This is a genomic window from Mycobacterium sp. (assembly GCF_052145595.1).
GTDB lineage: Bacteria > Actinomycetota > Actinomycetes > Mycobacteriales > Mycobacteriaceae > Mycobacterium.
In genome coordinates, this window is sequence record NZ_JBKQOI010000331.1 from 1 (window position 1) to 16,451 (window position 16,451).

General features: G+C 66.4%; 19 protein-coding genes, 2 pseudogenes and 1 riboswitch. Of the genes and pseudogenes, 11 read left to right on the plus strand and 10 right to left on the minus strand.

The annotated features are described in order from the left end of the window. Positions 1–118: 118 nt before the first annotated feature. Positions 119–529 (minus strand): cold-shock protein, encoded by a 411-nt coding sequence (locus ACLP4W_RS27540; protein ID WP_442390535.1) that lies wholly within the window; start codon positions 527–529, stop codon positions 119–121. Positions 530–691: 162 nt separating this feature from the next. Between ACLP4W_RS27540 and ACLP4W_RS27545 the strand changes: the two genes are divergently transcribed. The 4 genes from ACLP4W_RS27545 (at position 692) to ACLP4W_RS27560 (ending at position 3,760) form a co-directional block, all read left to right on the plus strand. After that, on the plus strand, positions 692–1,096 hold the full coding sequence (locus ACLP4W_RS27545) for a YccF domain-containing protein (RefSeq protein ID WP_442390536.1): 405 nt from the start codon (positions 692–694) through the stop codon (positions 1,094–1,096). Further along, on the plus strand, positions 1,093–2,184 hold the full coding sequence (moaA, locus tag ACLP4W_RS27550; protein WP_442390537.1) for a GTP 3',8-cyclase MoaA: 1,092 nt from the start codon (positions 1,093–1,095) through the stop codon (positions 2,182–2,184). The genes ACLP4W_RS27545 and moaA overlap by 4 nt, the downstream gene beginning before the upstream one ends. Before the next feature lie 4 nt (positions 2,185–2,188). Beyond that, a complete protein-coding gene (locus ACLP4W_RS27555; RefSeq protein WP_442390553.1) occupies positions 2,189–2,467 on the plus strand; it encodes a MoaD/ThiS family protein in 279 nt (92 codons plus the stop codon). 201 nt (positions 2,468–2,668) lie between these two features. Then, a riboswitch (cyclic di-AMP (ydaO/yuaA leader) is annotated at positions 2,669–2,881 on the plus strand. 9 nt (positions 2,882–2,890) lie between these two features. After that, positions 2,891–3,760 (plus strand): transglycosylase family protein, encoded by an 870-nt coding sequence (locus ACLP4W_RS27560; protein WP_442390538.1) that lies wholly within the window; start codon positions 2,891–2,893, stop codon positions 3,758–3,760. Between the two features lie 119 nt (positions 3,761–3,879). Here the strand turns inward: ACLP4W_RS27560 and ACLP4W_RS27565 are convergent, their stop codons facing one another. From ACLP4W_RS27565 to ACLP4W_RS27580, 4 genes are read right to left on the minus strand one after another with little or no spacing between them, the layout of a single operon-like run. Beyond that, positions 3,880–4,305 (minus strand): molybdenum cofactor biosynthesis protein MoaE, encoded by a 426-nt coding sequence (locus tag ACLP4W_RS27565; protein WP_442390539.1) that lies wholly within the window; start codon positions 4,303–4,305, stop codon positions 3,880–3,882. After that, positions 4,302–4,784 (minus strand): MogA/MoaB family molybdenum cofactor biosynthesis protein, encoded by a 483-nt coding sequence (locus ACLP4W_RS27570; RefSeq protein WP_442390540.1) that lies wholly within the window; start codon positions 4,782–4,784, stop codon positions 4,302–4,304. The genes ACLP4W_RS27565 and ACLP4W_RS27570 overlap by 4 nt, the downstream gene beginning before the upstream one ends. Then, positions 4,781–5,311, minus strand: a complete 531-nt coding sequence (gene moaC / locus ACLP4W_RS27575; RefSeq protein ID WP_442390541.1) for a cyclic pyranopterin monophosphate synthase MoaC — start codon at positions 5,309–5,311, stop codon at positions 4,781–4,783. Before moaC ends, ACLP4W_RS27570 begins: the two co-directional genes overlap by 4 nt. Positions 5,312–5,320: 9 nt before the next feature. Next, positions 5,321–5,521, minus strand: a complete 201-nt coding sequence (locus tag ACLP4W_RS27580) for a hypothetical protein (protein ID WP_442390542.1) — start codon at positions 5,519–5,521, stop codon at positions 5,321–5,323. Between the two features lie 160 nt (positions 5,522–5,681). Between ACLP4W_RS27580 and ACLP4W_RS27585 the strand changes: the two genes are divergently transcribed. Together ACLP4W_RS27585 and ACLP4W_RS27590 are read left to right on the plus strand one after the other, a co-directional pair. Beyond that, the gene (locus ACLP4W_RS27585; protein WP_442390543.1) at positions 5,682–7,931 is read left to right on the plus strand and encodes a helicase-associated domain-containing protein; all 2,250 of its coding nucleotides are present in this window, start codon (positions 5,682–5,684) and stop codon (positions 7,929–7,931) included. A 12-nt stretch (positions 7,932–7,943) separates the two neighbouring features. Next, on the plus strand, positions 7,944–9,593 hold the full coding sequence (locus tag ACLP4W_RS27590; RefSeq protein ID WP_442390544.1) for a DNA repair helicase XPB: 1,650 nt from the start codon (positions 7,944–7,946) through the stop codon (positions 9,591–9,593). Between the two features lie 75 nt (positions 9,594–9,668). On the opposite strand, the gene ACLP4W_RS27595 is transcribed toward ACLP4W_RS27590, so the two are convergent. Both ACLP4W_RS27595 and ACLP4W_RS27600 read right to left on the minus strand, forming a co-directional pair. Next, a complete protein-coding gene (locus ACLP4W_RS27595; RefSeq protein ID WP_442390545.1) occupies positions 9,669–10,814 on the minus strand; it encodes a thiolase family protein in 1,146 nt (381 codons plus the stop codon). Between the two features lie 18 nt (positions 10,815–10,832). Next, entirely contained in the window at positions 10,833–11,246 is a 414-nt protein-coding gene (locus tag ACLP4W_RS27600) for a Zn-ribbon domain-containing OB-fold protein (protein WP_442390546.1), read from the minus strand. A gap of 202 nt (positions 11,247–11,448) precedes the next feature. Here ACLP4W_RS27600 and ACLP4W_RS27605 point away from each other — a divergent pair, with 202 nt between their 5' ends. Continuing rightward, positions 11,449–11,742: a putative quinol monooxygenase gene (locus tag ACLP4W_RS27605; RefSeq protein ID WP_442390547.1), complete on the plus strand. Its 294-nt coding sequence runs from the start codon at positions 11,449–11,451 to the stop codon at positions 11,740–11,742. Here the strand turns inward: ACLP4W_RS27605 and ACLP4W_RS27610 are convergent. Beyond that, complete coding sequence (locus ACLP4W_RS27610; RefSeq protein WP_442390548.1) at positions 11,739–12,728, minus strand: LLM class F420-dependent oxidoreductase; 990 nt, start codon at positions 12,726–12,728, stop codon at positions 11,739–11,741. The two genes, ACLP4W_RS27605 and ACLP4W_RS27610, sit on opposite strands and share 4 nt — an antisense overlap. 188 nt (positions 12,729–12,916) lie before the next feature. Here ACLP4W_RS27610 and ACLP4W_RS27615 point away from each other — a divergent pair, with 188 nt between their 5' ends. Then, on the plus strand, positions 12,917–13,204 hold the full coding sequence (locus ACLP4W_RS27615) for a hypothetical protein (protein WP_442390549.1): 288 nt from the start codon (positions 12,917–12,919) through the stop codon (positions 13,202–13,204). Between the two features lie 118 nt (positions 13,205–13,322). Here ACLP4W_RS27615 and ACLP4W_RS27620 read toward each other — a convergent pair. Beyond that, a pseudogene (locus ACLP4W_RS27620) lies at positions 13,323–13,433 on the minus strand (TetR/AcrR family transcriptional regulator); the annotation flags it as partial. A 24-nt stretch (positions 13,434–13,457) separates the two neighbouring features. Between ACLP4W_RS27620 and ACLP4W_RS27625 the strand changes: the two are divergent. Genes ACLP4W_RS27625 through ACLP4W_RS27635 form a run of 3 tightly spaced genes read left to right on the plus strand, consistent with a single transcriptional unit; the run spans position 13,458 to position 16,197 of the window. After that, on the plus strand, positions 13,458–14,666 hold the full coding sequence (locus ACLP4W_RS27625) for an FAD-dependent monooxygenase (RefSeq protein ID WP_442390550.1): 1,209 nt from the start codon (positions 13,458–13,460) through the stop codon (positions 14,664–14,666). Positions 14,667–14,712: 46 nt separating this feature from the next. Further along, positions 14,713–15,570: an LLM class F420-dependent oxidoreductase gene (locus ACLP4W_RS27630; RefSeq protein WP_442390551.1), complete on the plus strand. Its 858-nt coding sequence runs from the start codon at positions 14,713–14,715 to the stop codon at positions 15,568–15,570. Positions 15,571–15,594: 24 nt separating this feature from the next. Continuing rightward, positions 15,595–16,197 carry a class I SAM-dependent methyltransferase gene (locus ACLP4W_RS27635; protein WP_442390552.1) on the plus strand — a complete coding sequence of 201 codons (603 nt, stop codon included), beginning with the start codon at positions 15,595–15,597 and terminating at the stop codon, positions 16,195–16,197. Between the two features lie 7 nt (positions 16,198–16,204). Here the strand turns inward: ACLP4W_RS27635 and ACLP4W_RS27640 are convergent. Then, positions 16,205–16,451, minus strand: a pseudogene (locus ACLP4W_RS27640) (3-hydroxyacyl-CoA dehydrogenase); the annotation flags it as partial.

Here is a 16,451-nt window from a genome sequence, read left to right on the forward strand (position 1 = left end):
AGCCCTAGGAATCGGCAATCGCTCCAGGAGCCAAGGGTGCTCACCGGCCGGCGGCTCGGTGATCAGCCTCCCGCTCAACAACCAAGATCCCCGTCAAGGACACGCTGATCGAATCCCATTAGGAGTCGAGTTCCCGGGCCACCGCCTTGACCACCTCGGAAATTTGACGAGCGGTCTTGCGGTCCGGGTAGCGGCCCTTGCGCAACTCGGGCTGCACGGTGCTCTCCAGCAGCGTGATCATGTCCTCGACCATGCCGTGCAGCTCATCAGGGCTGTGCTTGTGCTCGACGGGCACCTCGCGGCGCGCCTTGGCGGCAAGGCTGGGTGGCGGATCGATCAGCTTCAGGCTCAACGCCTGCGGTCCGCGCCGACCGGAAGCCACGCCGAATTCCACCCGCTGTCCCGCTTTGAGCGCCTCGACCCCGTCGGGCAGCGCCGACGAGCGGACGTAGACGTCTTCGCCGTCCTCCTGCAACAAGAAGCCAAACCCCTTCTCGGAGTCGTACCACTTAACCTTGCCGGTCGGCACTGGTCTCACCTGCTTGTCTGACGGATCACTAGGATGGCCAACACAATATGCGTCCCGCCTGCGCAGGACGCAATGTTGGGTTTTGATCCTACTCGGATGCCTGCCTGACGAGCACCCCCGTCACTCGTGAGTCGGTAGGCTGGCAGTACCGCTGGAGGAGATATGCGCCTGGTCCTGAACGTTATCTGGCTTCTATTCGGCGGCCTCTGGATGGCCGCCGGTTACCTGCTCGCGGCGCTCATCAGCTTCTTGCTCATCATCACCATCCCCTTTGGGTTTGCGTCGCTGCGCATCGCCTCGTTCGCGTTGTGGCCGTTCGGCCGCACGATCGTCGACAAGCCGACCGCCGGGACCGGCGCCCTCATCGGAAACGTCATCTGGGTGCTGCTGTTTGGGGTCTGGCTGGCGATAGGGCATTTGGTGAGCGCGGCGGCGATGGCGATCACGATCGTCGGGATTCCGCTGGCGCTGGCCAACCTCAAATTGATCCCGGTGTCATTGATGCCGCTGGGCAAACAGATAGTTCCCGTCAGCTCGCCGACTCCATTCGCACCGGTGCCCGCATGACGCTGACCGCCTTGGGTGTACCTACGGTGCCTGGCCGGATGGAGGGCCCGACAGACGAGCCCGTCGGCACTGGAGTACCAACCGAGGGCCCGCTGCTGGATTCATACGGACGGGTCGCCACCGATCTGCGGGTATCGCTGACCGATCGCTGCAACCTGCGGTGCACTTATTGCATGCCGGCCGAGGGCCTGGACTGGCTACCCGGAGAGCAACTGCTGCGACCCGACGAGCTGGCAAGGCTGATGCACATAGCCGTCACCCGGCTGGGCATCACCAGCGTGCGGTTCACCGGGGGTGAGCCCCTATTGTCCCGCCACCTCGAAGAAGCGGTCGCAGCGGCGGCCAATCTGCGGCCCCGCCCCGAGATCTCGCTGACCACAAACGGTGTGGGACTGGCGCGACGGGCTGCCGCGCTCGCCGACGCAGGCCTGGACCGGGTCAACGTGTCGCTGGACAGCGTGGACCGGGACCACTTCGCGGCGATCACCCGTCGCGACCGGATCGCTGACGTGCTGGCCGGCTTGGCGGCCGCCAACGACGCAGGCCTGAGACCGGTGAAGGTCAACGCCGTGCTCGATCCCGCCACAGGACGCGACGATGTCGTCGGGCTGCTGGGGTTCTGCCTCGAGCATGGGTATCAATTGCGGGTCATCGAGCAGATGCCGCTGGACGCCGGGCATCAATGGCGCCGCGGGACCGCGCTGACCGCTGACGACGTGCTGGCGGCGCTGCGCCCGCACTTCCGGCTGCGACCGGACCCGGCGCCGCGCGGTTCGGCTCCCGCGGAGCTGTGGCTGGTCGACACGGGCCCGAACACGCCGAGCGGAAAGTTTGGCGTCATCGCGTCGGTTTCGCACGCCTTCTGCGCGGCGTGTGATCGCACCCGGCTCACGGCCGACGGCCAGATCCGCAGCTGCCTGTTCTCGGCCAACGAGACGGACCTTCGGGGGCTGCTGCGCGACGGCGCGCACGACGACACGATCGAGGCGGCTTGGCGGGCTGCAATGTGGGGCAAGCCCGCCGGCCACGGCATCAACGACCCCGACTTCATCCAGCCCGACCGCCCGATGAGCGCGATCGGTGGCTAGCCCGATGGGTCACCCCCCCGTCGACGCAGACGGAATTCAGGTGACGGTCCGCTACTTCGCCGCCGCGCGCGCGGCGGCAGGAGCCCAATCGGAAACGGTGGTGGTGCGTCCGGGAACCACGGTGGCCGAGTTGGTCGGGCGGCTCGCCGTCCGGGGAACTCGCCTCGCGACCGTGTTGAATCGATGCTCTTACCTGTGCGACGGAATCGCCGTTCGCGACGAAACCACGGCGTTGCGCGCGGGTAACACGATCGACGTACTACCGCCCTTCGCCGGCGGCTGAGAATGTGAAATATCTCACGTAACGGAATAATAACGGCGCGGACACGCTCCGATCTCGGCCGCAATGACCTGCGCAAACAAGAGGTGTTCCTGGGGTTTTCGCAGATGGCCGTGCGGGAAACGCCGGGTTTCGCTAGACGTGACGGGACCAACAGAAACGGCTAGCGTCTGCGAAGGCTCGCCAGACCGGTGGCGTTCCTCCCTCTCTATCGCGCCGAGCTCCATCCAGTAGGCGAGGGAACACCGTAAATGGATGGAGGCGGGGGACCCACCGGTCCACCGTGATCGGATTGGGGCCGCTTGCGGCTCCTTGGGGTGAAGCCGACGTCGCCTCCCATGTGGAGTAGATGCCGGCCGGGTAGCCTCTCCAACCCGAACCCGACAGCTGACCTCGCAGGCGTACGAGAGAGGAATTTCGGCTCGTATGAGTGGACGTCACCGTAAGCCCACTACTTCTAACATCAGCGTCGCCAAGATCGCCTTTACCGGGGCAATACTCGGTGGCGGCAGCATCGCCCTCGCCGGCCAGGCAACCGCAGCCACCGATGGCGAATGGGATCAGGTAGCCCATTGCGAGTCCGGCGGCAACTGGGGAATCAGCACCGGCAACGGCTACTACGGCGGCGTGCAATTCAGCGCAGGTACCTGGGCCTCGCACGGCGGCGGCGAATTCGCCCCTTCGGCCCAGCTCGCCACCAGGGATCAGCAGATCGCGGTCGCTGAGCGCGTCCTGGCGACGCAGGGTCGCGGCGCCTGGCCCGTGTGTGGTGGTCCGCTGTCGGGTCCGAGCCCGCGCAACGTCCTTCCCACCCCGGCCGGGATGGATGCGCCGCTGGACGCGCCCGGCATCAACGGGCAGCCGGCACCGCTGGCACCACCGCCCGCAGACGCGCCCCCGCCAGACGCTCCTCCCCCGCCTCCCCCGCCGCCCGCTGACCCGCCGGTGCAGCTGGCCGGCTTCGACCAATCGCCCTCCGCGCCTCCAGCGGATGTGCCACCCGCACCTCCGGCCGACGCCGTGCCACCCGCGCCTCCCGCGGATGCGCCGGCACCTCCCGCTGACGCCATGCCGCCGGCACCTCCCGCGGACGCGCCGGCACCTCCCGCTGACGCCATGCCGCCCGCGCCGGCCGATGTGCCGCCGCCTCCCGGCGACCTCAACACCGCGTCGGCTGCACCACAGCACGCTTCGAAGGTCGGCTACACGAAGCAATTGTGGGAAGCGATCCGCGGGCAGGACATCCACGGAAACGATGCGCTGGACGCTATCGCGCAGCCGACCGGGATCAACTGACGCCCTGCGCTTGGGCGCTTAGCCGGATTACTCGGGCTCTTCCGCAATCAGACGAGTAAGCCTCCTGATTGCGGGAGATCGCCGGCCTCCCGCACAGTCCAGGAGGATGTCGACGCGCTTCAGGCCGAGTTCACCCACTCGTCGGTGCCGTCATCGAAGAACTGATGCTTCCACACCGGTAGCTGTGCCTTGATGGTGTCGACCAGACGGGCGCAGGTGTCGAATGCCGCCTGTCGATGGTCGGCGGCGACGGCGGCCACCAGCGCCGCCTCACCGATGTGCAGCACGCCGATCCGGTGGCTGGCCGCGATGGCGCGCACCCCGCTGGACTCCTCGGCGACCTCGGCTACCACGTCGGCAATGAGCCGTGCTGCCGACGGGTGCGCGGAATACTCCAACCGCACCACTCGGCGGCCACCGTCGTGATCGCGGATCGCGCCGACGAACCCGACGATCGCTCCGGCCGACTGGTGGCCCACCAGCTCTTCATGCTCAGCGAGAAAGATCGGCTCTTCGGTCATGGCGGCGCGCACGACGAGCGTCATCGCTCGTGATCTTCGCCTGCGAGTTGGTCTAGCGCGTGGTCGAGCACGTCGGCGAGCACGCCAAGGCCGTCGCGTACCCCGCCGGGTGAACCCGGCAGATTGACGATCAGCGTCTTGCCGGCCACGCCGCACACGCCGCGCGAAAGCACCGAAGTCGGCACCTTCGGCAGCCCGGAGCGGCGGATGGCGTCAGCCAGCCCGGGAATCATGTAGTCCAGCACCGCCACGGTCTGATCCGGGGTGCTATCGCTGGGCGCGATGCCGGTGCCACCCGAGGTGATGATGACGTCAACCCCGTCGTCGACCGCGCTCCGCAGCGCGTCTCCGACCGGCTCCCCGTCGGCAACCACCTCTGGCTGCACGGTCGAAAACCCGCGCTGCTCAAGCCACTCCGCGATGATCGGCCCGGATTGATCGTCGTACACGCCGGCCGATGCGCGGGTGGAGGCGATGATGACTCGGGCGGATCGGCTGCTCATCGCCGCGCCCGATTTCCGCTTTTGCCGCCCTCTTTGCGGAGCACCCGAATGTCATCGATGCGCGCGGCCGGATCGACAGCTTTGATCATGTCGTAAAGAGTGAGCCCGGCCACGCTGACGGCGGTCAGCGCCTCCATCTCCACACCCGTACGGTCGGTGCTGCGTACCGTCGCGGTGATCTCGATATCCGACTCGCCGACAGTGAAATCGACGTCGACTCCGGTGAGTGCGAGCTGGTGGCACAGCGGGATCAGTTCGCTGGTGCGCTTCGCTGCCAGAATGCCCGCGACCCGTGCCGTGGCCAACGCATCGCCCTTAGCCAGGCCGCCCGTCGAGATCAGCGCCACCACCTGCGCCGAAGTGCGCAGAGCACCCGCGGCAACGGCGGTGCGCTTGGTGGCTCCCTTTTCGGTGACATCGACCATATGTGCTGCCCCACGCTCATCGAGGTGCGACAGCGTGGCGGAGCGGGATTTCTCCGACTCCCAGGTCACAGGGGCCTTAGCGGCCTCAGAGGCCCTAGCCATCCGTGCGACCTACCGGTTGACCACGGTGACCGGGTGGACGTAGGGCAGGTCGGTGGAGGGCAGCGGGAATACCAGTTCACCGAAGGGTGATAACGCACCGGTCCGATCGCTCACCAACTCGCTTACCGCGTGGTCGTCCGGGTCCGTCGTCGGCCAGCCGTTGTCGACGTACTTGGTTTTGCTCGCCTTGTCCTCAGCAATGTCAGCCACGGGGTCCATTCTGACAGGTCGCGCGGGCGCGCGCGGAGCAAGGCCATCAGTGGCGAGTGACTCGGTCGTCCCCTCGCAGGGCGGCGGGGCCCTGAGAGTCCAGGTTGCCGGATCCTGACCGTGGCCTTCAGGATCGTCGGCTGCTTTACGCTGGTCAGCAATGACCGACAACACCCCGGACATCCCGCTGGGGTCCTGGCTGGCCGACTTGCCCGACGAGCGGCTGATCCGATTGCTGGAGCTACGGCCAGACCTCGCCCAGCCCCCACCTGGGAGCATCGCTGCACTGGCCGCGCGCGCACAGGCCCGTCAGTCGGTCAAGGCTGCCACCGACGAGCTCGACTTCTTACGGCTGGCGGTGCTCGACGCGCTGCTGGTGCTGCAGGCCGATTCGGCGCCGGTGCCAATGGCAAAGCTGCTGGCACTCATCGGTGACCGCGCTCCCGAAGCCGACGTGGTCAGCGCGCTGGACGACCTCAGGCAACGCGCCCTGGTCTGGGGTGAGGCGGGGTTCCGGGTCGCGGCCGACGCCAGCACGGCATTACCGTGGCATCCGGGGCAAGTCACCCTTGAGGACACCTCACACACCGGCGAACAGATCGCCGATCTCATCGACGGGCTCAACCCGGCACAGCTGGAGGTGCTGGAGAAGCTGCTTGAAGGGTCCCCGATGGGCCGCACCCGTGACGCCGCGCCCGGTGCCCCGGCGGATCGGCCGGTGCCGCAGCTGCTGGCGCTGGGCCTACTGCGCCGCATCGATGCCGAGACGGTGATCTTGCCCCGCCATGTCGGGCAGGTGCTGCGCGGCGAGCACCCTGGCCCGATGCAGCTGACGGCACCTGACCCGGTGGTGTCGACGACCACCGCCGACGATGCCGATGCGACGGCCGCCGGAGCCGTCATCGACCTGTTGCGCGAGCTCGACGTACTTCTTCAAACTCTTGGTGCCGCACCGGTTTCCGAGCTGCGCAGCGGCGGAATGGGAATTCGCGACGTCAAGCGGCTGGCCAAAGCGCTCGGCGTTGACGAGCCACGGCTGGGCCTGATCCTCGAGGTCGCGGCCGCGGCCGGATTGATCGCCAGCGGCATGCCCGATCCGGAGCCCGCTAACGGTGACGGACCCTATTGGGCGCCAACGGCGGCCACCGAACGGTTCACCGCGATGTCCCCCGCCGAGCGCTGGCATCTGCTGGCTAGCACCTGGCTTGACTTGCCGGGCCGGCCGGCGTTGATCGGCAGTCGTGGCCCCGACGCGAAACCTTATGGCGCCCTTACGGATGCGCTGTACTCAACGGCCGCACCGCTGGATCGCCGACTGCTGCTGAGCATGCTCTCCGAGCAGCCCGCCGGTGCCGGCGTCGATGCGGCCGCGGCTTCGGCGGCGCTGATCTGGCGACGTCCGCGCTGGGCCAGGCGGCTGCAGCCGCGACCCATTGCCGATCTAATGACCGAAGGCCACGCCTTGGGGCTGGTGGGTCGCGGGGCGATAAGCGCACCGGGCCGCGCGCTGCTGGACGAAGGCGCCGACCCTCAGATCGCGATCGACGCGATGACCCGTGCGATGCCCGCACCAATCGACCACTTCCTGGTGCAGGCCGACCTGACCGTCGTGGCACCGGGGCCACTGCAACGCAATCTCGCCGACGACCTGGCCACGGTCGCCACCGTCGAATCGGCGGGTGCGGCGATGGTCTACCGCATCAGCGAGCAGTCGATCCGGCACGCGCTCGACATCGGCAAAACCCGCGACTGGATGCACACATTTTTCGCCGGCCACTCCAAGACGCCGGTGCCACAGGGGCTTACATATCTCATCGACGACGTTGCGCGGCGGCACGGCCAGCTTCGGATCGGCATGGCCGCTTCGTTCGTGCGGTGCGAGGACCCGGCGCTGCTGGCCCAGGCGGTGGCGGCCGCCGAAGGGCTACAGCTACGTGCCCTTGCCCCGACCGTTGCCGTGTCGCCCGCGCCTATCGCCGAGGTGCTCGCCGCGTTGCGCGGAGCGGGCTTCGCTCCGGCCGCCGAAGACTCCTCCGGCTCCATCGTCGACCTCCGGCTCCGGGGAGCTAGGGTGCCCGCGCCGCAGCGCCGCCGACCGTACCACCCTCCGCCGCGTCCTAGCAGCGAGACGCTGAACGCGGTCGTGTCGGTGCTGCGTAAGGTGACCGCCGCGCCGTTCGGCAACATCCGCATCGACCCCGCGGTCACCATGTCGTTGCTGCAGCGCGCGGCGAGGGAGCAGGACACGTTGGTGATCGGCTACCTCGACGCCGCAGGGGTCGCCACCCAGCGAGTGGTATCGCCGATCACCGTGCGGGGCGGGCAGCTGGTGGCCTTCGATTCGGCGTCCGGGCGGCTGCGTGACTTCGCCATCCACCGCATCACCTCGGTGGTGTCGGCCGACGACTGAATAATGGGCGGTATGACTGACGGGCCGTTGATCGTGCAGTCCGATAAGACGGTGCTGCTCGAGGTGGACCACGAGCTGGCCGGCGCGGCGCGCGCCGCCATCGCGCCGTTCGCCGAGCTGGAGCGCGCACCCGAACACGTGCACACCTACCGCATCACACCGCTGGCACTGTGGAACGCCCGCGCCGCCGGCCACGACGCCGAACAGGTCGTCGACGCGCTGGTCAGTTTCTCCCGCTACCCGGTGCCCCAGCCGTTGCTCGTCGACATCGTCGACACCATGGCCCGCTATGGCCGGCTGCAACTCGTCAAACACCCGGCGCACGGTCTGACGCTGGTGAGCCTGGATCGCGCGGTGCTCGAGGAGGTACTGCGCAACAAGAAGATCGCACCGATGCTGGGCGCCCGAATCGACGAGGACACGGTGGTCGTCCACCCGAGCGAACGCGGCCGCGTCAAGCAGATGCTACTTAAAATCAGCTGGCCCGCAGAGGATCTCGCCGGTTACGTCGACGGTGAGGCACTCGCCATCAGCCTGCAGCAGGACGGTTGGCACCTACGCGATTATCAGCAGATGGCCGCCGATTCGTTTTGGTCCGGCGGCTCCGGGGTGGTGGTGCTTCCGTGCGGTGCCGGCAAGACGCTGGTCGGCGCGGCCGCGATGGCGAAAGCCGGCGCCACGACGCTGATCCTGGTCACCAACATCGTCGCCGCCCGGCAATGGAAACGCGAGTTGGTTGCGCGCACCTCGCTGACCGAGGACGAGATCGGCGAATACTCCGGAGAACGCAAGGAAATCCGGCCCGTCACCATCTCGACATATCAGATGATCACCCGCCGCACCAAGGGCGAATACCGGCACCTGGAGCTCTTCGACAGCCGCGATTGGGGACTGATCATCTACGACGAGGTGCACTTGCTACCGGCACCGGTGTTCCGGATGACCGCCGACCTTCAGTCCAAGCGGCGACTGGGCCTGACCGCCACGTTGATCCGCGAAGACGGCCGCGAGGGCGACGTGTTCTCCCTGATCGGCCCGAAGCGCTATGACGCGCCGTGGAAGGACATCGAGGCGCAGGGCTGGATCGCGCCGGCGGAGTGCGTCGAGGTGCGGGTCACCATGACCGACAACGAGCGGATGATGTACGCCACCGCCGAACCCGAAGAACGCTACCGGCTGTGCTCGACGGTGCACACCAAAATCGCTGTGGTCAAATCGATTCTGGAGAAACATCCCGGCGAGCAGACCCTGGTGATCGGCGCCTACCTGGATCAGCTCGACGAACTCGGCGCCGAGCTGAACGCTCCGGTCATCCAGGGCTCGACCCGAACCCGGGAACGCGAAGAACTTTTCGACGCCTTCCGCCGCGGCGAAGTGTCCACGCTGGTGGTGTCCAAGGTCGCCAACTTCTCCATCGACTTGCCGGAAGCCTCCGTGGCCGTGCAGGTTTCGGGGACATTCGGCTCACGCCAAGAGGAGGCCCAGCGGCTGGGCCGGTTACTTCGGCCCAAGTCCGACGGCGGCGGCGCCATCTTCTATTCCGTGGTGGCACGCGATAGCTTGGACGCCGAGTACGCCGCGCACCGACAGCGCTTCCTGGCCGAGCAGGGCTACGGCTACATCATCCGCGATGCGGACGATCTGCTGGGCCCGGCGATTTAGATTGCGGCGAGCAGACGAAGAATCGCACGCACACAAGGTGTTTCGTGCGATTCTCTGTCTGCTCGCGCCAATTACTCAGAGCGAAACGATGGTCGCCGACGCGGTGCCCGGTGCGCCGTACACCTGCGCCAGGCCGACACGCGGGTTGCCGGGCACCTGACGCTCGCCCGCCTCACCCCGCAACTGGCGCACCAGCTCGTGCATCTGCCGCAGCCCTGACGCGCCGATCGGCTCACCGTTGGCGATCAACCCGCCATCGGTGTTGACGGGCATCGAACCATGGATCTCGGTAGCACCGTCGGCCACCAGTTTCTCCTGCTCGCCGTCCGCGCACAGGCCCGTCTCGGCCATGTGGATGACCTCGGCACCGGCGTCGGTGTCCTGCAGCTGGGCGATGTCGACATCCTCAGGTCCGATGCCCGCGGCCTCGTAGGCGGCCTTGGACGCGTATACCGTCGGTGAGGCGTCCTCGTCCAGCGGAGCCGATGTGGCGTGAACTTCGTAGGCACCGTATCGCCGGGTCCGAATCTCGCAGGCTCGCACATAAACCGGCTTGTCGGTGAACTTGTGCGCGATGTCGCCGCGGCACATGATCACCGCGGCGGCACCCTCGTCGGGCGCACAGAACATGTACTGGGTCAACGGGTAGTTCAGCACGGTCGAGTTGAGGATCTCGTCTTCGGTAATCGGCTTGCGACGGAATGCATTTGGATTCAGCGCTCCGTTGCGGAAGTTCTTGGCGGCGACCTTGGCCAGCGTGGCCTGGGAGATGTTGTGGTCGTGGATGTACTTGTTGGCCTTTATCCCGAAGAACTTCGTGGTGACGAACTGCCCGTTCTGCGCATACCACTGCGGCAGCGCCAGCTTGGCGGGGTCGTCGGTGAACGCGCCGCGCGGGTGCTTGTCCAGGCCGATGGCGATGCCGATGTCGTACTTGCCCAGCCGGATCGTGTCGGCGGTCTGCTGAATGGCGCTGGCCGCGGTGGCACAGGCGTTGAACACATTGGTGAACGTGATGCCGGTGAGCCCGACCAGGCGGGTCACCGCGTCGGGGTTGGATACCTCGTGGCTGCCGCCGAAACCGAACTGAATGTCCTTCCAGTCCAGGCCGGCGTCCTGCAGCGCGGACTGGATCGCCTCGGCGCCCATCTGCATCGCGGTCTTCTCGAACCGGCCGAATGGGTGCAAGCCCACACCGATGATGGCCACATCGTTACTCATCTTGGAGTCCTCCTCGGCTTAGACCGGTTGGAATGCGAACGTCATGATCTCGGCGCCCTCGGCGTCGGTGGTAAGCGGCACCATGGTCAGCTCGACCTCCTGACCGAACTGCAGCTTGGCCGGGTCGTTCTCGGTCAGCCGCCCCTCGACCCGGATCACGTCCCCGAGCTGGACCAGGCCCACGCCGAACGGCACGAAATCCTTGCCCGCGGGACCGGCGTAGGGCGCTCCGGGCGGGAAACCCTGGGTGGTCCAGGCCACCAAGGTTCCACGGCGCGGCAACAACAACTCGGTCATCTCGCCGCCACTGCAGCGCGGGCACCACTGTTGCACTGGGAAGGTCGTGGCGCCGCAGCTTCCGCACCGGCTACCGATCAGCTGCGGGCTCTCGTCGGGCCAGGTAGAGATCTCGGGGGCGAGTGCCTTCTGCATTACGGGATCCTCCAGCAATCATCCACAGTCCGCCAACAGAACATTGCTGACTGAACCGTATAACAGCTTTCCGGAAAGTGGAAACCGCATTCTCATAGGCTGCACGCGGGCCTGGCCCCGCGCCTAGCTGGGCTATCTTGACGAGGTCTGTGCGACTGGAGATCGTGGCCAGCGAGACCCGAACCTGTGGGAGGAGACGACTATGCCGGTTACGGTGACACTTGAACTTAGGTTCAAACCCGACGCGGTGTCTGCGGCGCGCGACCTTATGCGCCGGACGCTACAAGTTACCCGGGCGTTCGATGGGAATCTCGGCACGGATGTGCTCGTCGACCAAGACGACGAAGCGCACTGGCTTATCTACGAACTTTGGGACACGGTCGAGGCCGACGAGGCCTACCGCGCATTTCGTGCCGGCGAAGGCAAAGTGACCGAGTTGCCTCCGCTGCTGGCCGCGCCTCCGGTGAAGACGCGGTTCGTCACGACTGATATCTAGCTCAGCGCGGGAATGACTTCGCGTTCGAACAACTCGATGCCGGATCGGTCGTAGGCGGCTTCCGGGAAGTAGCAGATCGCATACTCACACCCGAGGTCGCGGATCTTCGCCATCCGCTCGATGACCTGATCCGGTGTGCCCGTCGCCGAATCCGGCCCGCTTCCACCGGCGATCATCGCATCCGCCACCGCCTCGGGCACGTAGCCGATCATGCGGTCGCGTACCCGCTTTTGCCGGTCTTTGACGTCGGCGTCCGACGTGCCGACGAGGGCGGTGAAGTTGGCCGAGCGCACGATGGCGTCGAAGTCGGTGCCCACCTGTTGACAGTGCCGCTTCAGCAGCTCGGACTTGTGGGCGAATGCCTCGGGCTCCGGAGTGAAGTTGGTGTACTGCGCGTACTTCGCGGCGATGCACAAGGTCACCTTTTCGCCGCCGCCGGCGATCCATAGTGGAATACCATTGTCCTGCAACGGCTTCGGCGCGACGATCGCGCCGTCGACCTGGTAGTGCTTGCCCTCGAAGCTGACTTTCCCGTCGCGCCAGGCATCGCGCATGATTTGTACGCCTTCGTCGAGTCGACCCAACCGCACCCCGGCCGATGGAAACCCGTAACCGTAAGCGCGCCACTCGTGTTCGTACCAGCCACCGCCGATACCCATCTGAATCCGGCCACCGGAGATGATGTCGGCAGTCGCCGCCACCTTGGCCAGGTACACCGGATTGCGGTAGCTCATCGCCGTGCACATCTGGCCGAGTTTGACCCGCGACGTGGTCGCCGCGTACGCCGCCATCAGCGACCAAGCCTCGTGAGTGGCTTCGCCCGTTGGCACCGGGACGGTGTGGAAGTGGTCGTAGACCCACAGCGAGTCCCATGCGCTGGTGTCTGCGTAGGTCGCCAGGTCGCGCATCACCGCCCAGTGTTTGTCCGGTTCGATGCCTACAAGATCCATTCGCCAGCCTTGCGGAATGAAGAGACCAAAGCGCATAGCGGTGACTTTAGCCCGACGACGATGCGGCCCGGAACGGGCCGTTGAGGAGCCGGGCAATCAGGACCAGCCCGGCGACGATGCGGCCCGGCCGAGGTGGGGGCACCAAGTCCGCGCCGCCATGACTTCACAGCAGATCGATAACTCAGGTCCAGCCGCCGCTGACAACGAAGCCATAAGCATGATGGATGACCAACGATTGGCACGACATCAATTCAGCCGACGCTCGGCGTCGGCCCATCCGTGTAATGCAAGTCATCTTCGCCGGGGCAGCGACCATCGCGACGCTCGCGCTATTCAGCGCGGCGCGGCCCGGTGATACCCAAGCCGTTGTCGCATCGCAGCTCCCGCAGAGCGCGCAGAACGTGGCCGGCGGCAGCGTCGTCGCCGTCGACGACAACGGCGGCGTCAACGACAACGGCCAGACCTCCGGCGACATCTTCACGCAGAACGCCCAGGATCAGAGCACCGCATGATGCACCTGCGCACATAAGTCCTTGTGCCAAAGGCCATTTTGCTCTAGTTCCCCAGACTCGACCCCGCACACCCGGGGGCGCCGTGCGCGGTTTTAACTGACACCGTGCGCAAGGCCTCCTACGGAGTGTCAGAAAACCGCAGGCGGCAGTCCTACAGGCCGCCGAACGCTACCACCGCGCGGGTGGATTGCTCTAACGTCGGCTTCGGGCTGAACACCAGCTTGCCAACGTTGAGTAAGCGAGGAGGGGCGTCGTGCGGATCCTGGTCTCGGGCGCCAGCATCGCCGGGCCGGTGCTGGCGTACTGGCTGACCCGTCATGGCTTCGACGTCACGGTCGTCGAGCGCGCACCGACGCTGCGCAAAACCGGCGGCCACGCCGTCGACTTGTTCCGTCCGGCGATGGAAATCTCCGCGAGGATGGGTGTCTTACCGCGCATTGAGGCGCTTGCCACCGGCACGGACCGCCTGACAATGTATCGGGAAGGTCGGCCGCGACCCACCGAGGTCGACCTCACCAAGCTCGTCGGCGTCGCGTCGGACCGGCACGTGGAGATCATGCGCGACGATCTGAGCGAAATCTACTATGACGCTGCCTATGACGACGTCGAGTACCTGTTCGGCGACTCGATCACGGCGATCGACCACGACGGCGAGGTGACATTCGAGCACACCCCGGCCCGCAAGTTCGACGTCGTCGTCGGCGCCGACGGGCTGCACTCCAACGTTCGGCGCCTGATCTTCGGCGAGGAAGCCGGACTCACCCGGTTCATCGGGGGATATCTGGCGGTCGTGTCGGCGCCCAAGACGTTGGCCAAACCCGGCGAGATGGTCGGTCACCTCGGCGTCGGCCGCCTCGCGGCCATCTACACCGCAGAGCATTTGGACGACGCGCGGGTGGTGTTTATGTTTCGCAGCAAAGAGGAGCTCGACTACGACTATCACGATTCGTTGCGGCAGAAAGAATTACTGCGCGACGCGTTCGCGGACATGCACTCCCAGGTGGACCGCTGGCTGGGGGAGATCGGCCAAACGAAAACGTTCTACTTCGATGCGATCAGTCAACTGCGGATGGACATATGGTCGCGCCGACGGGTCACCCTCGTCGGCGACGCCGGGTACTGTCCCGGCCCGGCGGTCGGCGGTAGCACCAGCCTGGCGGTCCTCGGCGCCTACGTGCTGGCCGGAGAGTTGGCCCGGGCCGGCGGCGATTACCTGCGCGCGTTCGCTGCCTACGAGCTCCAGATGCGCGAGCCGGTATACCGCAGCCGGGCCTTCGCGCGGAGCGCCGCCAAGAGCATCATCCCCGGCTCCCGAGCGGGAGTTTGGGCGTTGCCCCGTGGACTCCAGCTGGTCTCACTGATGCCCGGGTCCCTCTCCAGGGCGCTGGCGAGGCTCAACACCAAGGGCGTCCGGATGTACGACTCTATGCCGGTGCCCGACTACGCCGACGCCGACGTTTGACAGCATGGATCTCGAATCCGCGTGTGCCACGAAAGGGATGATCTAGATGGAGCTTGCCGGTGTCGGGATCTGGAGCAGTCAACTACGCTACGGCGACGCATCCGAATCCGCCTACGCAGCAGCGGAATTGGATGACCTCGGCTTTACGGCGCTGTGGATTCCAGACGTGGGCGGCGCGGTGTTCGACGCGGTCGGTCACCTACTCGCCGCAACCAAGCGGACGGTGATCGCCACGGGGATCCTGAACCTATGGATGCACTCGGCGGGCGATGTCGCCGAATCCTATGCGGCGCTGACCGCCGAGCACGGGGACCGCTTCCTGCTCGGGATCGGAGTCAGCCATGCGCCGCTGATCGACGCCGGCCAGCCCGGGCGATACCGCAGACCGTTGGCGGCGACGGCATCGTTTCTAGATGGATTGGATGCCGCGCAACGACCGGTGCCAACCGAGCGGCGTGTTCTTGCCGCACTCGGTCCGAAAATGCTTGCTCTGTCTGCGAACCGCGCCCGCGGAGCCCACCCTTACCTCACCACTCCTGAGCACACCGCTTCTGCCCGTTCAACTTTGGGCGAGGGCCCGTTGCTGCTACCGGAGCAGACCGTGATCCTGTGTGACAGCGTTGACGAGGCACGCCGCATCGGAACCGACTGGCTTCGGGCGTATTTGGCGTTGCCAAACTACGCCAATAATCTGCTGCGCAGCGGATTCTCCGAAGATGACCTGGCCCACGTGAGCGATCGGCTCTTCAACGCGATCATCGCCTGGGGCGACGAAGATGCCATCATGCGGCGGGTCGCCGAGCATCGTTCGGCCGGCGCCGACCATGTCTGCGTCCAGGTGCTGCTGGCCGACCCGACGGCCTTCCCGCGCGAGCAATGGCGCCGAATCGCCGCCGCCACGTAGCGCGGTTTAGGCATACGGTGAGCTATGGCTTCCAAACAGACCCTGTTTCGGATCTTCTACCGCATCGGCTTCACCCCGTGGGACGGTCATCCGCTCGCACAGCGCCTGCGGGATCTAGTCGAGGGAACCAATGACACGCCAGCGCTGCCCGCGGGCTCGGCCCTTGATCTCGGATGCGGCACCGGCGACGCCTCGATCTACCTGGCCCGGCACGGGTGGAAGGTCACCGGAGTTGACTTTGTGACGACGGCACTCGAGAAGGCGCGCGACAAGGCCCGCGCCGCTGGGGTTTCGATCAACTTCGTCCGCGCCGACGTCACAGAGTTGAGTCATGCCGGAATCGGCGCGGACTTCCCGTTGATCGTCGACAACGGCTGTTTGCACAACATGAGCGACGACGACCGCGAGGCGTACGTCCGAGAGGTCAGCGCCCTCGCGGCAGCCGACGCACGGCTGTTGGTCGTGGCGTTCGTTCCCGGCGGGAGGTTCGGCGTGTGGGGCATCGAGCCCGCAGAGATGGAACGACGATTCGCGGCCACCTGGACGATGTTGTCCGCCGGCGACGAGCGGGAGCTGGACCGTGAGAAGACCCCGGCGCGGTACTACCTCTTTCGGCGCCGCGCCTGAACGCCGGTCAGCTGGTCAGCGAGTCCGGCGGCAGGAACCGGTCACCGTACTGGGCCGCCAGCTCGCGGGCCCGGGCCACAAAGGCTTCTTTGCCCGTTCCGGCCGGACCCGAGTAGCCGACAATGAACTGCGCGCTGCCGCCGGTCCACGGCGGGAAGCCGATGCCCATGATCGATCCGATGTTGGCGTCGGCCGTCGACGTCAGAACGCCCTCGTCAAGGCACTTCTGCGTTTCCAGCGCCTCGGCGAACAGC

Excerpts from the sequence above, each read along its gene's own strand:
- ACLP4W_RS27555 (WP_442390553.1), top strand. The coding sequence starts at position 2,189 with ATGGGTCACCCCCCCGTCGACGCAGACGGAATTCAGGTGACGGTCCGC.
- ACLP4W_RS27605 (WP_442390547.1), top strand. The coding sequence starts at position 11,449 with ATGCCGGTTACGGTGACACTTGAACTTAGGTTCAAACCCGACGCGGTG.
- moaA (WP_442390537.1), top strand. The coding sequence starts at position 1,093 with ATGACGCTGACCGCCTTGGGTGTACCTACGGTGCCTGGCCGGATGGAG.
- ACLP4W_RS27635 (WP_442390552.1), top strand. The coding sequence starts at position 15,595 with ATGGCTTCCAAACAGACCCTGTTTCGGATCTTCTACCGCATCGGCTTC.
- ACLP4W_RS27615 (WP_442390549.1), top strand. The coding sequence starts at position 12,917 with ATGACCAACGATTGGCACGACATCAATTCAGCCGACGCTCGGCGTCGG.
- ACLP4W_RS27595 (WP_442390545.1), bottom strand. The coding sequence starts at position 10,814 with ATGAGTAACGATGTGGCCATCATCGGTGTGGGCTTGCACCCATTCGGC.
- ACLP4W_RS27565 (WP_442390539.1), bottom strand. The coding sequence starts at position 4,305 with ATGACGCTCGTCGTGCGCGCCGCCATGACCGAAGAGCCGATCTTTCTC.
- ACLP4W_RS27610 (WP_442390548.1), bottom strand. The coding sequence starts at position 12,728 with ATGCGCTTTGGTCTCTTCATTCCGCAAGGCTGGCGAATGGATCTTGTA.
- ACLP4W_RS27585 (WP_442390543.1), top strand. The coding sequence starts at position 5,682 with ATGACCGACAACACCCCGGACATCCCGCTGGGGTCCTGGCTGGCCGAC.
- ACLP4W_RS27560 (WP_442390538.1), top strand. The coding sequence starts at position 2,891 with ATGAGTGGACGTCACCGTAAGCCCACTACTTCTAACATCAGCGTCGCC.
- ACLP4W_RS27570 (WP_442390540.1), bottom strand. The coding sequence starts at position 4,784 with ATGAGCAGCCGATCCGCCCGAGTCATCATCGCCTCCACCCGCGCATCG.
- ACLP4W_RS27630 (WP_442390551.1), top strand. The coding sequence starts at position 14,713 with ATGGAGCTTGCCGGTGTCGGGATCTGGAGCAGTCAACTACGCTACGGC.
- ACLP4W_RS27590 (WP_442390544.1), top strand. The coding sequence starts at position 7,944 with ATGACTGACGGGCCGTTGATCGTGCAGTCCGATAAGACGGTGCTGCTC.
- ACLP4W_RS27600 (WP_442390546.1), bottom strand. The coding sequence starts at position 11,246 with ATGCAGAAGGCACTCGCCCCCGAGATCTCTACCTGGCCCGACGAGAGC.
- moaC (WP_442390541.1), bottom strand. The coding sequence starts at position 5,311 with ATGGCTAGGGCCTCTGAGGCCGCTAAGGCCCCTGTGACCTGGGAGTCG.
- ACLP4W_RS27545 (WP_442390536.1), top strand. The coding sequence starts at position 692 with ATGCGCCTGGTCCTGAACGTTATCTGGCTTCTATTCGGCGGCCTCTGG.